The sequence below is a fragment of the Vibrio sp. R10-SF1-ISO8 genome, assembly GCF_059833805.1.
The window spans coordinates 128,080-142,533 of the sequence record NZ_JCBDHL010000019.1; the positions used below are offsets into that span (position 1 = coordinate 128,080).

The following is a 14,454-nucleotide window of genomic DNA, read 5'->3' on the forward strand; positions in this document are numbered from 1 at the left end:
GCTATGTGAGATTCAATCCAAAAACAGTTCTACTCCTTTTTGTCTACGCCTATGAGAGAGGTTTTATAGGATGAGGTGAGATTTTGATGTCCAAATATAACGTAAACCTGAGGTTTTGTGACTTTATTTCAACAAGTTTGACCTTAGAACGTGAATTTAAAATGGATATAAAAATGAACATCAAACCAACCAAACTCAGCATCGCCATGGCGTCGCTTGGGCTACTAGCTGGCTGTAATGATCAGCTAGAAGTACAAGTGATGGATGGCTACATTGAAAAAGCCGAAGTCTGGCTAGACGTAAATGGAAACTACAAGCAAGATGGCGATGAGCCTTCGTCTATCACAGACGAGAAAGGCTATGCGGTACTTGATATCAGTGGGCTCTCTAAGCGTGATAGAAACGCGCACCTGATTGCGAAAGTAAAACGAGGGGAGTCGATTGATAGCGATATTCCCGGCGTAACAGCAGCGCGTGAGTATGTTATGATCGCTCCAGCGGAATACAGTTACATTACGCCACTGTCGACCTATGTATCGCTACAAATGATGGATGGAAAAAGTGAAAAGAGAGCACTGAAAAAACTCCGTCGTCAGTTAAAGCAGCCTCATCTCGATCTAGATGCCGATTACATTGAAAATGGCAATACGCTTGTAGCAAGAAGTGCGAAAGCCCTAAGTCAAATCTTACCTGACTTTATTGAAGAGCAAACTTTAGAGCCACTTTTAGACACAATAGAGCAGGGTACAAAGGCCTTAGGTGAAGAAAAGAAACGCGGTAACCGAACACTAGAAGGCATAACACTGGCACTGAATGGCGGTAATCCAATAGTGACTTTGGACTCAGATGGCGATGGCGTTGCAGACAGCGTAGATGCTTTCCCCCACGATATTCAAGAGTCCGTTGATAGTGACAATGATGGAATTGGTGACCATCGTGATACAGACGATGATAATGACGGATTCTCAGACCAAGTGGAGCGTGAATTAGGCACCGATCCTTACAGTGCTTCTAGTCAACCTGCTGATCTTGATGGAGACAAAATTCCAGATAGTTTAGACCCAGACATCGATGGCGATGGTTGGAGCAATATTGACGAAGAACGTCTGGGAAGCAATCCCTACTCAGCAGAAAGTAAGCCAAGTGATTATGATGGAGATGGGATTGCAGATTCAGAAGACACAGATATTGATGGTGATGGTGCGCCTAATAACAGTGATGCATTTCCAAAGGATAGACTCGAAAGCAAGGATACTAACGGCGATGGTCTAGGAGACTTTGCATCAAGTGATGATGATGGAGATGGGATACCTGACTCCATCGACCCTAACCCTAAGAGCCCTGATAATACGTCTACAGAACCCGCCCCAACGTATCAAGAAGCGGTTATCTATTACAAGCGCGAAGACGGCAATTACGCCGATTGGGGACTGCACCTTTGGAACAATGGAAGCTGTGATGCAGTAAGTGACGATGCATTGAAAGGTGTCGATTGGGCGAACCCGCTTGCTTGGAAGGAAATTGACCCTGAGTTCGGCGCTAAATTTGTTGTATCCCTTAAAGATGCGCACGGCACATGTATGAACTTCATCGTACATAAAGGCAATGATAAGGCGTTGGGTGGCGACGATCTCAAACTTGAATTTACCAAAGGCAATACTCTCTATACCACTCACGGTAGTTCAACTCTTAAGTATTCTCCGAACGAACAAACGGTTGTTGAACTCTCTGGCGCTGCAGCACACTGGCTAGATCTTAATAATTTAGCTTGGTTTGATCATTCACAAGCGAAAAGTTACCAGCTTTGGTCTACCTATGCGGGAGCGGGTGATATAACTAAACCTGAGATGTTTACTAAACGCGATCTAGGGCTAGCAGGCGTAGTTGATAATGCCAAATTCCCACACCTTAAAGGTCGAGTTCAGTTCAATCTGGCTGTAACCGCGGAAGAGGCGAAAGCATTACTTAAGCAGCAATTAATTGCCGTTGCTCTTGATGAGCAAGGCAAACCTTTGGTCGCGACACGCATTCAGATCCCAGGAGTGATAGATACGCTTTACACCAGTGGACCAAACGATGCCGATGAAGCGAAGCTCGGGAGTTGGATTGACGGTGATACGGCTAACTTCGCGGTTTGGGCACCAACAGCTCAAGATGTGGAGCTTTATCTATACGATAGTGACAAAGCACTTGTTCAAGTGTCACCGATTAAGATGACGTTAAACTCAGACACAGGTGTATGGGGTTACCAAGGTAGTTCTTCATTAGAAAATATCTTCTACCGTTATCGCGTCAAAGCCTACCACCCGAAAACAGATCAGGTTGAATGGATGATGAGTACCGATCCTTACTCACTTTCTCTGAGTACAGATAGCTTACATTCTCAACTTGTGGACTTAAATTCTGCGCAAACTAAGCCAAACGGATGGGACTCGCACGATGTCTCGGTATTGCAAAATCCTGAAGACCATATCATCTACGAATTGCACATTCGTGATTTCAGCGTTAGTGACAAGCATGGCACGCCTGAAAGGAACGGTAAGTATACCGCTTTCTTAGAAGATGAGCGTGACAGTGTTAAGCAACTCAAGTCGTTGAAGGAGTCTGGTTTAACAACGATTCACTTGTTGCCAAGCTATGACCTTGCTTCTATTCCGGAACAGGAATCTAAAACGGTCAACCTAAATGATACTGTGGGTAAACTATGTTCAGTTAATCCTAAAGCGAAATTGTGTGAAGATGGAACCAGCCATAGTTCGACGATCTTATCCCTTCTAGAAAAGACCGATCCTAATACCGGTGAGGCACAAGCGCTTCTTACTGACATCAGGCCACTCGATGGTTTCAACTGGGGCTACGATCCGTTCCACTACAGTGCGCCGGAAGGTAGCTACGCAGTGTCAAAAGACGGCACAGACCGTATTCGTGAATATCGAGAAATGGTCAAAAAACTGCATGAAATGGGATTCCGCGTGGTTCAAGACGTGGTGTACAACCATACGTATTCATCCGGTCTTTACGACAAATCTGTGCTCGATAAAACCGTTCCGGGTTACTACCACCGTCTAAACCCGATTACCGGGGCGGTAGAAAACTCCACTTGTTGTGATAACACCGCATCAGAAAACCGCATGTTTGAAAAGCTAGTTGCAGATAGCGTAATGATGTGGGCTCAAGACTACAAGATTGATGGTTTCCGTTTTGATTTAATGGGCCACTTGATGAAGTCGAGCATGCTGCATGTTTATGATAAGACGAAACAAGTTGACCCAGACACTTGGTTCTATGGTGAAGGTTGGAACTTTGGTGAAGTTGCAAATGGTCAACGTGGTGAAAACGCAACGCAATGGCCAATGGCGGGCACAGGAATCGGCACCTATAACGATAGGCTTCGTGATGGAGTACGCGGAGGTGGTCCTTTCGATAGTGGCGATGCACTGCTGAAGACTCCTGGCTTTGCAAACGCTGGAGACAGGTTTGATGACGCATTGAAGTCGAAAATGGATCTAATCCGTTATGGCATGACAGGTAACCTACAAAATTACCCTCTTGAAACCTTTAGTGGCAGCGTAGTGTATGGCAAAGACTACCAATATGGTGGTCAAGGCGCAGCCTATACTTTAGACCCTCAAGAGTCGATCAATTATGTCTCTAAGCATGACAACCAGACCTTGTGGGACTTTAACCAATATAAAGCGTCTGCAGATATGACGGCAGAGCAACGAGCCCGAATGCAGATTGTTGGATTGTCGACGGTGATGCTCGGTCAAGGCGTACCGTTCCTTCATATGGGCTCAGAACTACTTCGTTCTAAATCAATGGAGCGTGATAGTTACGACAGTGGTGATTGGTATAACAAGGTTGATTTCAGCAAACAAGCGAACAACTGGAATATCGGCTTACCAAGAGCAGACAAAGATCAAGCTAACTGGAATGCGATTAAATCTATCATCAGCAACCCAAATACCGTTGCGTCGGCGAAAGATATCGAATGGACAGACAGTGCGTTTAAAGCATTATTGCAAGTTCGTTCTTCAACGCCTCTTCTCAAGCTTGTTTCTGAAAAAGAGGTCGTCGATCGCGTGCGATTCCACAATACCGGAAGCAATGCCTTACCGGGCTTAATTGCTATGTCAGTCAACGATGGTATTTCTGTAGGTGCTGATCTCGATAGCAACAATGATGCATTAATGGTCGTAATCAATGCCAATACTTCTGAGCAAACCCTCAAAGTAGCGGGGGCAAAAGATTTTGTTCTACATGACGCGTTGAGAAATTCAGATGATCCTATCGTTAAACAAGCGACGTTCGCCAACGAGAACTTTACGGTTCCTCCACTGACCGCAGCTGTATTTGTCTTGCCGCAGAGTGGAGGTCAAGGTGAAGGACTCGTTGTTGATAACAAGCCAGTTGATGTCGCGCCTTATGGGACGACTAAGGTGTACGTACGCGGTTCTATGAATGGTTGGAACACGAGCAGTGAAATGCAGTACAAAGGCGATGGTGTTTATACATTCAACGGGTATCTAACGCCTGGTGTGTATGAGTTTAAGATTGCTTCGTCAGATTGGAGCACACTTAACCTTGGCTTTGGCTCATTCTCGGTGGCCAATGGCTCTATAACGCTTGAAGATGCGGGTAATGGAAACATCAAGGTCACGGTCACTAAGCAAGGTGTTTATGACTTTAGCCTAAATGCGAAAGATAAGTCATCTTTAGTCGTTAACGTGAAAGATACTGGTCTCGATTACGGATGTTATAGCGATAACAACACGGCCTGTGACCTGCGTATTTATCAAGTCATGGTTGAATCCTTTGTTGATGCAGATTCGAATCATGACTATGGCGTAGGTTATGGAAACTCTCATCATAAAGGGGATCTTCAAGGGGTCATTAACAGCCTTGATTATATTAAGAGCCTAAACATGAATGCGCTTTGGTTAACGCCAGTGTTTGATTCATGTGCTGGTCAAGGTGGTGATGATAAGCTTGATGCGACGGGCTACTTTGCCTGTGACTTCTTTAATGTAGACCCTAAATTCGGCACCAACGAGAAGCTAAAAGAGCTCATTGATACCGCTCATGCGAAAGGGCTGTATGTGTTCTTAGATGGTGTGTTTGGTCATACTCATATTAGTGGTGCTAAACCGTCACCGACCGGTAAAGTGCCAAGTTTGAGAAAGGAATCAGGTTATCCGGGCCAATATGTTGTCTATCCGAACGCTGACAGTGAAGCCTTCTTCACTGAAGTCGCTACATACTGGATTAAAGAGTATGGCATTGATGGCTGGAGACTGGACCAAGCTTACCAAGTCCCTCTTGATAGCTGGCGCAATATCCGAACGGCTGTTGAAAAAGCATCGATGGAAAATGTTATCGCAGGTAAGAAATGGGGCACTCTGGGTTACATGGTAGGTGAAGCATGGAGCAGTGCAGATGAAATTACTCGTACTGTCTATGGTAGCGATGCCAAGCCAGGGCTTTCATCAGCGTTTAATTTCCCACTTCGTTATGGTTTAGTTCAGGCGCTTGCTGTTGAAGAATCTGGTGCTAAGAGTAACGCACGTGCACTCGACGCGGATTGGAACTCAAGAACAAAAGCGCCTTATCATGCAATGCCGAACTTAATGATTGGTAATCACGATCTGGTTCGCTTTGGTGATTTGATCCAACGTGGTGGGCTGAATAATTACTTCCCACGCCATAAAGCCGCATACAGCTTCTTAGCAGCGTACTCAGGGCCAATTACTTTCTACTATGGAGAGGAAATTGGTGATGAAGTTGAAAACTTTGCAGCGAAAGTAACTTCTGATTGCGTTACGCAGGGCATGTGCGACGACCACGTTGCTCGCTCAAGTGCAAAAGTGGAAGGAGTGACAGCAACAACACTTAACGCAGAGCAGAGTGATCTGAAAGCTTACGTTGCTAAGCTAATGAAAGCCCGAAGCGAGCACCCAGCGCTGTACAATGGTGAGCGAAGAAACCTTTGGCTAGACGATACGTTATACGCGGATCTTAAAGTCAATGGCGATCAGCAAATCATCTATGTATTGAATACGGGAGAGAGCCAACGAACGCTAAACGTCGATTTATCACGTGTTAAATCTGCAACAGAGTTTGTCGATCTAATGACAGGTGAAACTATCAATGTTCAGTCTGTCAATGGAGCTGTTGAAGTTCCTCCATTGACTGGTAGATTGCTTCTTCTCAAGTAACAATCAACTCCTAACAAAAAAGGCGCTCAATAGAGCGCCTTTCTTATTTCGAAGCTTATCTAATTACTTCTTGCGGCAGTATTCAGCGATAACGTACATAGATTGGCCGCCGTTCGCTTTACCGGAAACTAGCTTAGGATCGTCGCCAATGCTGATGCCACGGATAACCGTGCCTTGCTTGATGACTTGGTTAGTGCCTTTAACTGGCAGGTCTTTGATTACCGTTACGTCGTCACCTTTTTTAAGTTCAACGCCGTTGCAATCGAATGGTTTGTCGTCTGCAGACATGCCAGTCATTGCCCAGTTCATTTGCTCTTCTTCCATGTACATCATGTCTAGCGCATCTTGTGCCCAGCTCTCAGTGTTCAAGCGAGTAAGTTGACGCCATGCAGTAACTTGAACAGCAGGAACTTGGCTCCACATGCTGTCGTTAAGACAACGCCAGTGGTTGATGTCTTTTGGTTCTTCGATCTCACCAAGACACTTGTCACAAACCATGATTCCGTAATCTACTGTCACATGGCTGTGCGGGGGAACAGCGTATGCCGTTAATGGTGCATCAGCAGCACATAATTCACATTTTGATTGGCAGCGTTCTAGCATAGTTGCTTCAGAAGACATAATGGACTCACATTTTATAGGTGTTAATAACGCCGGCTATTATCCACTTTATCTGTCAAAAATAAAGCGTAATCCAAATACAAATCGATAAATCGACGAATTCTTACTTTTCATAAGAAATTTGCACAACATAATTCGAACAATCAATGCCTTATTCGTGGTGACAGTGTCACCTTGATAGCAATTACTTTACCTATTTAGTCTAGATTGGCATAATCAGACTCGTTGTTATATCAATTTAGTAGGTTAGACATTGGAATTATTATCAATCGAGTTTTTGGGTAAACCACTTAGACTCGAAGGCTCTATGGCGGGTTGGCAGCAACTGTTTTGGAACAATCAACTCGTGTCTCAGCTTGATGCCAATGCTGACCGTGGTGAGAAATCCTACCATGAGTTTACTTTGCTCAATGGTGAGCAAGAGCTGGCATGTAAATTAGAAACTAATCTGATATGGCAACCATTTGACTTGGAATATGTCGCGACAGTCGATAACCAAGTCATTGAGCAAGGAAGTCGTAATACTAAGGACATAGAAAAGCAAACACCGTTTACTAAGCCTGAGCCAGAAAGAAAGTTTAGCCTTATTGGCCTCTTATCGCTTGGGATGAAAGCGCTTAAGAGTGCAAAGCTGATTAAAGTAGTGCTTGCGTCGGCAAGTTTAGCGGCGTATTCATGGTTGTTTTCTTTTCAATTTGCGCTGGCTTTGATTGCGTGTTTGGTTTTTCACGAATATGGCCATGTTCGCGCGATGAAGTACTTCGGTATGAAGACAAAAGGCATCTACTTGGTGCCGTTTCTTGGTGGGCTAGCTTTAAGCGATGAAAAGATAAACACCCGTTGGCAAGATGTCGTCATTTCAATCATGGGGCCGATGTTTGGCTTAATTCTGTCTGTCATCTTGCTCATTGCTCACTTGATCACTGGCGAGATGTTTTTCGCAGGGTTAGCGGTATTTAATGCATTTCTAAATCTATTCAACTTACTACCGATATTGCCACTCGACGGCGGGCATGTATTAAAGAGTATCAGTTTCTCGATGAACAGTGTGGCGGGAATAGTTTTGTGTACCGCAGCGGCCGCTGGTGGCGTGGTGTTAAGCTACTCACTAGGGCTTACGTTGTTTGGTTTCTTGCTTATCATGGGCATGCTGGAAATTGTGATTGAGTGGCGAGGAAGACATCATAGTCACTTACTTCCGCTAGATAGGTACGGTCAAGCTGTCGCTGCTGTTTGGTACATTGGGCTTGTTGCTTCATTGATTGGAATTATTTGGTTCTTTGCTTCAACTGGGGATCAATTGTTGAGCTTACCACTGCTTATATTAGGTACATAAACTAAAGAGAAAAGGGAGCAATGTTGCTCCCTTTTTAAATGTTTAAATACAGTTCGGACGTTGTACATTGTTATCGGGCAGCGTCTGTATTTTAGCGGATAGGTCCTGAATTCGAGTTCCATGAGAAGGGTGTGTTGAGAGCAGTTCAGGCGGTTGAGCACCGCCAGATGCCTTAGCCATGTTTTTCCATAGATCGACACTCTGGTTAGGATCAAAACCAGACTTCGCCATCAATTCTAACCCGACAATATCCGCTTCCGATTCTTGAGTCCGACCGTAGGGCATTAAAACGCCATATTGTACGCCTAACCCAAGAGCTGCCATGGTTGCTCCTCGATACTGTGCGTATTCGGAAGAACCGAGTGCTATATTGGTCAGTTGAAGTCCGGCATTGGCAATTTGAGATTGAGACAGTCGTTCGTTGCTGTGATCGGCGAGGACATGTGCGATTTCATGACCAATAACGGTCGCTAACTGATCTTGAGTAACCGCTACTTTAAGCAAGCCAGTATAGACACCAATTTTGCCGCCTGGTAACGCGAAAGCATTGATTTGATCACTATCAAACACGACGACTTCCCAGCTATCAAACCCAGGTTGTTTCGGGACATGTTGAGTAATCGAATCTGTTACACACTGAACATAAGCATTTGTTTTGGCGTCAGAGCTGATTTTGAGCTCTTTCTTCATTTGCTCGAACGATTGGGCACCTAAACTACTCATATCTGAATCAGAAAAAAGAAGCAGCTGGTTACGACCTGTCGGGGAAGAAGTACACGCTGTTATTGCCATCGCGGCAGTGAGAGTGACGAATTTAAACCACTTTTGCATTGAATTCTCCGTTTCAATCGCAATATTAAACTTACTATTTAGCTATACACATCATAGCATTAGCGTACAATTCTTGGTAATCACATTCAGTAGTGGAATGCATAATGACAATCTGGAAAAAATCGATCAGTCTCGAAGCCCTTAATAAGACGTCAGAAAATACTTTGATAGATCACCTAAACATTATTTATACCGAGGTAGGTGATGACTTTATAACGGCCACTATGCCTGTTTGTTCGTTTACTCACCAACCGCTTGGTATGCTGCATGGTGGTGCGTCTGTTGTCTTGGCCGAAACGCTCGGTTCAGTCGCTGCTAATTTCTGTGTTCCAAAAGGAAGTTATTGCGTGGGCCTAGATATTAATGCCAACCATGTACGTTCAATGAGAAGCGGTAAGGTTATTGGGACAGCCAAGCCAATTCATTTAGGGGTATCCACGCAAGTGTGGCAAATCAACATTACTGATGAGCGCGAGCGCTTGGTGTGTACAAGCCGGTTGACCATCGCCGTTAAACATAAAAAATCTGCGTCGTCAGACAAAGGGCTATAACGATGATGATTCCTTTTAAAAGCGGAAAAATCATAGTGACTAACCACGAAGTCGTGGTAAAGCTTTCTGGTGAGCACATGGTAACGCTGCAAGCGCAAACCGATGCTATCACTTTGATAGGTAGAGGGGCGAATGTTATTGCCGCAAACGGCAGCGAAACCAAGTGGTCAATTAAATTGGACAATGAACAACAAATCCTACAGATTGCTGAGCAAATCGGCAGCAAAGTCCAATAATTGTGTTTTTGTCTTGATTCGAGATAGTTAAATGAGGAAACTTGGGGCTAGGTTAACTAGAATGAGATTTCCTCTTTATGAGCAGTCCAAGACTTAGAGTACAGTTTGAAACCTTGTTTGAGCATTACAAGGGGCAAGATTGCGGTGTCCAGCTTGAAGATATCACCGAAATACTGTTTTGTACTCGTCGAAACGCTCGAATTGTTCTGAACAAAATGGAAGAAGAAGGGTGGTTGGAATGGCACCCAGCTCCCGGTCGAGGCAAGTTATCTCAGTTAATCTTTAAACGTAGTCGAGCTGACGTCAGCGAAAATCTAGCGCGACGATACCTTGAAGAGGGGAAAATTGGCCAAGCGCTAAAAGTTTTAGACCAAGATACGGCAAAACTTGCTCAAGTGGTTGAAAGCTACCTTGGCATCGTTCATCAGGAAGGCCAGCAAGTTGTTAGGCTGCCATATTACCGCGCACTTTCTACGTTAAACCCTACATTGCCGATTCGACGCTCTGAACTGCATATTGTTCAGCAGATATTCAGTGGTTTAACCTATATCGATGACAGTGAAGAACTTCAACCTGATTTGGCCCATTCATGGGAGATGCTCACGCCTCGACATTGGCGTTTTTATATTCGTCCGAGTGTTAGGTTTCACAACGGAGATTTGCTGACTTGTCAAACGATCGTTGACAACTTGTTTGCATTGAAACAGAAGAAGTTGTTTTCACATATCTCAGAGGTGAGCTCTCCAAGTCACTTAATCGTTGATGTAAAACTTTCACGCGATGATTATCAATTAGCGCTTCTGCTATCAGAGTCTTGCGCGAAAATAATGTTACCGCAAGAGAATAGAGCAGAGGACCATGATCTATTTCCAGTCGGTACCGGACCATATCGAGTCATTCAAAACGACAACAAACGTCTCGTTTTACAGGCGTTTGATGGATACTTTGGTTTTAGACCTTTGTTAGACCGAATCGAAGTGTGGGTGATTGATGATCTTCATTCTTCAATGATTTTCCCGAGCTTATCTAAACCCCTTAAACCTGAAGTGGCCAACTATGCTGATAGCGTAGACCTCGATCCGGGTTGCACCTATTTACTACTCAACCGAAAAAATGGACTAGCGGCGGCCAATGATTGGGCGAATTATTTCACCCAGAAGTTGGGCACATTAAATTTATTCCAGCATCTACCTCAAGAGAAAATCGTCGAACTAGGAGTACTTCCTGCGCATGGGTTAAAGCCAGGTTGGTATCACCATACAAGGCATGGTTATACCTCACCACCTTCCTATCGTTCAGTCACTATTGCTTACCACGGTCAGCACCCAATGTTCCCAACCTTGGTCAAATGTATTGAAGGCTTGCTTAAAGAGGATGGATTGAGCGTTAACTTTATTAACTATGACTTGACCGTTGAAGATACTTCAGAAGTGGACATTTGGGTTAAGCCGATGGGAATCACCACCAACAGGGATGATTCACTAGCAGGGTGGCTGCTCAATAATAGCGATATTGAGGCACTTAGCCGCGAAGAGGATTTTGAACATTGGACTAAAGTCGTACAAGAGTGGCAAGCAACACAAAATGCTAGTTTCCCTGCACAAGAGCTTGGAAAGTCTCTAGTAGAAAAGATGCAACTCATTCCAATGTTTCATTGTTGGCTAGGTGTGAGTAAAGACCATTGTGGTTCGTTACAAAATGCGAAATGTAATGCGCTCGGATGGTTTGATTTCAGCAAAGTTTGGGTCAAACCTGAAATGGCTGAGGCAAAAAACTCGCATCAAGAGGAAGGGTAGTGGCGAAACCTAATAAGAAACAACCGTCTAAAACGGTCGAGATTTACTGCGCAAAATGTAAAACCCAGTTGTTTAAGTACCGAAAGGGGGGCAAAGGGTCTCTTGTGAAATGTTTTAAGGAAAGGATCGTTTCTGATTACACCGAACAGCCCTGTATTTGCCCTCAATGTGGTGGCGAGTTTGCCCGAGAGACTTTGATTAGAGGCACTCCTGCTTACAAAATAATCGGTGGCAAAGTTACTATGAAATAGCTTCGCATTAGAACAATTCTCTAAACCATTTTATAAACTAATTGATTAGTAAGATTGTAGAAAATAGACATCACGACGCAATATTTGATCTCAATCGATATAAAACGTAAAAATCTCGTTAAGGGGTATCATTGTTTTTTAATGGTGTTAGAATAGCCGCAGTTTCTTTTCGGTTTTTCCAACTTTACTTTAGGGGTTTGTAATGGAGCTAGGTCTTATCATCACTTTCATCGTTGCAGCAGCTGTAATGGTTAAGAAAGAGATGGCAGCAGCTAAATAATCGGTCTATTCATACCATTTTTCTATACTTTTTGATGAATATACCCAAGAAAGCTCCTAGTTTAGGGGCTTTTTTATTACCTTTAACTTGCTGATAGTTATAGTTTAAGTAGGTAATTAACTAAAAAAGCCAGCTTGATAGCTGGCTTTTGTTTTAAAGGTCTAAATTAGAATTGGTAATCTAGGCTCACACCCCAGTTTCGACCAGGTTGAGAGTAGTAGTCCATGTTTGAGACACTAGATTTACCTGATAAGTCATCATATAGATGATATTTCTTATCTAGAGCATTAAACAGACCTGCTCGCAATGTTAAATCTTGCATTGGACGGTAGTAAGCAGTTAGGTCAACGACGGTATATCCATTAACATCAACGTTTTCGACAGAATTGCCCATTCGATCGGTCATTGACGTCCAATCTGTCTTAGCAGCAACCATAGTAATGTTCATAACACCACCATATGTTTGGTTAGGGTTATCGTAGCCCAAACCGACGATAGAAGTGAGTGGAGCAACGCTGTTGATCGCTTCACCTGTTTTCTTATCCTTACCTTCAGAGTATGCAATAGATAGTTTGGTATATGTACCTTCTGGTAAGTCAAAAGCCTTGTCCATAAGCAGGGTACTAGATAGTTCGGCACCGTAGATTTCTACTTTGTCTAAGTTCTTGTTGGTGTAGATAGTCTTAGAACCATTAGAGCCCGTAGCAACAGTTTCGATAAAGTTATCGTATTGGTTGAAGTAAGTGGCTAGCTCAAAGCGGCCAAACTCATTGTTGCCTCTAAAGCCCACTTCGTAAGAAATGCTGCTTTCGGCTTTTAGATCCGGATTAGGTTCAACTATCGCACCTTCATCATACAAATAGTACAAGTCATACACGGTTGGAGCTTTAAAGCCTGTACTGATCTTAGCGAATGTAGAGAACTTGTCAGTCAGGTGGTACACAGTACCAATATTACCTGTAATGGCAGAATCGCTGTTCTTAGATACCGTGTTTGTGTAGCTAGGCGTTTGCTCTGGATTTGACTCAAATGAATCGAATCGCAAGCCGCCTGTAACAACCAGTTTTTCATCCATTAGGAAGACATTGTCTTGTACGAAAGCACCCCATTGCGTAAGAGTCGCGTTCGGACTTGTACCTTTAGTGCTCGGTGCAGACGTACCAGAGTCAAGGAAGTAATCAGTATTGCTTAGCTCAAAGTCATTTTTAATATAGCTCAGGCCATAAGTCACTTCGTGTGTAGAAGAGTCATTCTCGATGATTTTGTTCAACTGTGAGTTAAACTGGATTGAATTGTCTTGCGTATCGCGAACACGGACTCGTTTGCCTTTAGCATCTGTAGTATCGCCATTATCATTAACGGATTGTGAATCTTGGTAAGATAAAGACCAGTTTAGCTGATCGGCGATAGCAGCATTAAGCATCCACTCATGTTCCAATGTCACACGAGTTCGTTTGTTATTGTCGTCATTGAAAGCGTTACTGTAGTTATAAGGTGGAGTCGACGATAGCTTTTCTAGATCCGTTTCTTCGTACTTGAAGTCATGATGCTCGACTGTTATTCCCAAGCGATGTTGTTCATTTAACTGGTAGTAAGCTTTTGCTAGAAGGTTTTGAACTTTCTTGTCTGCTGGATTGGCTGCACCACGATCATCACCTTCAATATCGGCTCCGTCGCCATGCTTTTTAGTCTCATTTCCGTCTGCGTAGGTAAGCATTAACAGCGTTTCTAGCTTGTCTTTACGCATTGCCCACGTTCCGGTCGTTTTGAATGTTTCATCAGCAGATGTGTAGCCAGTTTTAATGCCAAAACGGTGTTCATCGCCATCAGTGATGAGGATATCGTCCGGATTCTTAGTACGTAGCAGTACAGTACCACCAAGTGCATCAGAACCATATAAGGATGACGATGCGCCTTTATTGACTTCGATGCTATGAAGCGTATCGATTTCAAATGTGTTTTGATGTTTAGCCTGAGTACCGCCACCAGAGTTGTACGGTACTGGTTGTTGAACGTCATCAACCATTACCTTAACTCGGCTCTGCTCCATACCGCGGATATTGAAGCCTGAGATACCAAAACGTCCGGAACCTTGAGCATTAACACCAGGAGTATACTTAAGCGCTTGTTTTACATCTGTCGAAAGTGTGTTGTCGATTTCTTCGGATGAAACTGTTTCAATAGAAGAGCTGACATCCGCTTTGTTTTGTTCAGTACGAGTCGCTGAAACAACAACTTCATCGAAGAGGGCATATTCTTCTGCATGAGCAGTTGACGCAAGGGCCAAAACAATTGAAGCTGACAGGAAAGTTTTCTTATACATTTTATAATTACCTT

General features: G+C 43.8%; 9 protein-coding genes. 6 read left to right on the forward strand and 3 right to left on the reverse strand.

Annotated features, from left to right (window positions below; genetic code table 11):
• Window positions 1-173: 173 nt before the first annotated feature.
• Window positions 174-6,215 (forward strand): pullulanase-type alpha-1,6-glucosidase, encoded by a 6,042-nt coding sequence (gene pulA / locus AC6R00_RS15330; RefSeq protein WP_500641011.1) that lies wholly within the window; start codon window positions 174-176, stop codon window positions 6,213-6,215.
• 63 nt (window positions 6,216-6,278) lie between these two features.
• Here the strand turns inward: pulA and AC6R00_RS15335 are convergent, their stop codons facing one another.
• A complete protein-coding gene (locus tag AC6R00_RS15335) occupies window positions 6,279-6,836 on the reverse strand; it encodes a PhnA domain-containing protein (protein WP_004742678.1) in 558 nt (185 codons plus the stop codon).
• A 253-nt stretch (window positions 6,837-7,089) separates the two neighbouring features.
• Between AC6R00_RS15335 and AC6R00_RS15340 the strand changes: the two genes are divergently transcribed.
• On the forward strand, window positions 7,090-8,172 hold the full coding sequence (locus AC6R00_RS15340; RefSeq protein WP_500641012.1) for a site-2 protease family protein: 1,083 nt from the start codon (window positions 7,090-7,092) through the stop codon (window positions 8,170-8,172).
• A gap of 42 nt (window positions 8,173-8,214) precedes the next feature.
• Here AC6R00_RS15340 and AC6R00_RS15345 read toward each other — a convergent pair whose 3' ends face one another.
• Window positions 8,215-9,003, reverse strand: a complete 789-nt coding sequence (locus AC6R00_RS15345; protein ID WP_500641013.1) for a M48 family metallopeptidase — start codon at window positions 9,001-9,003, stop codon at window positions 8,215-8,217.
• A gap of 104 nt (window positions 9,004-9,107) precedes the next feature.
• On the opposite strand from AC6R00_RS15345, the gene AC6R00_RS15350 reads away from it, so the two are divergent.
• The 4 genes from AC6R00_RS15350 to AC6R00_RS15365 all read left to right on the forward strand — a co-directional run bounded on the left by AC6R00_RS15350 (window position 9,108) and on the right by AC6R00_RS15365 (window position 11,837).
• Complete coding sequence (locus AC6R00_RS15350) at window positions 9,108-9,554, forward strand: hotdog fold thioesterase (protein WP_500641014.1); 447 nt, start codon at window positions 9,108-9,110, stop codon at window positions 9,552-9,554.
• A gap of 2 nt (window positions 9,555-9,556) precedes the next feature.
• The gene (locus tag AC6R00_RS15355; protein ID WP_500641015.1) at window positions 9,557-9,790 is read left to right on the forward strand and encodes a DUF3389 domain-containing protein; all 234 of its coding nucleotides are present in this window, start codon (window positions 9,557-9,559) and stop codon (window positions 9,788-9,790) included.
• Window positions 9,791-9,867: 77 nt separating this feature from the next.
• Window positions 9,868-11,586 (forward strand): SgrR family transcriptional regulator, encoded by a 1,719-nt coding sequence (locus tag AC6R00_RS15360; protein WP_500641016.1) that lies wholly within the window; start codon window positions 9,868-9,870, stop codon window positions 11,584-11,586.
• The gene (locus AC6R00_RS15365) at window positions 11,586-11,837 is read left to right on the forward strand and encodes a hypothetical protein (RefSeq protein ID WP_171323520.1); all 252 of its coding nucleotides are present in this window, start codon (window positions 11,586-11,588) and stop codon (window positions 11,835-11,837) included. The genes AC6R00_RS15360 and AC6R00_RS15365 overlap by 1 nt, the downstream gene beginning before the upstream one ends.
• 446 nt (window positions 11,838-12,283) lie before the next feature.
• Here AC6R00_RS15365 and AC6R00_RS15370 read toward each other — a convergent pair whose 3' ends face one another.
• Window positions 12,284-14,440, reverse strand: coding sequence for a TonB-dependent hemoglobin/transferrin/lactoferrin family receptor (locus AC6R00_RS15370; RefSeq protein ID WP_500641017.1), 2,157 nt, complete (start codon window positions 14,438-14,440; stop codon window positions 12,284-12,286).
• Between the last annotated feature and the right edge of the window lie 14 nt (window positions 14,441-14,454).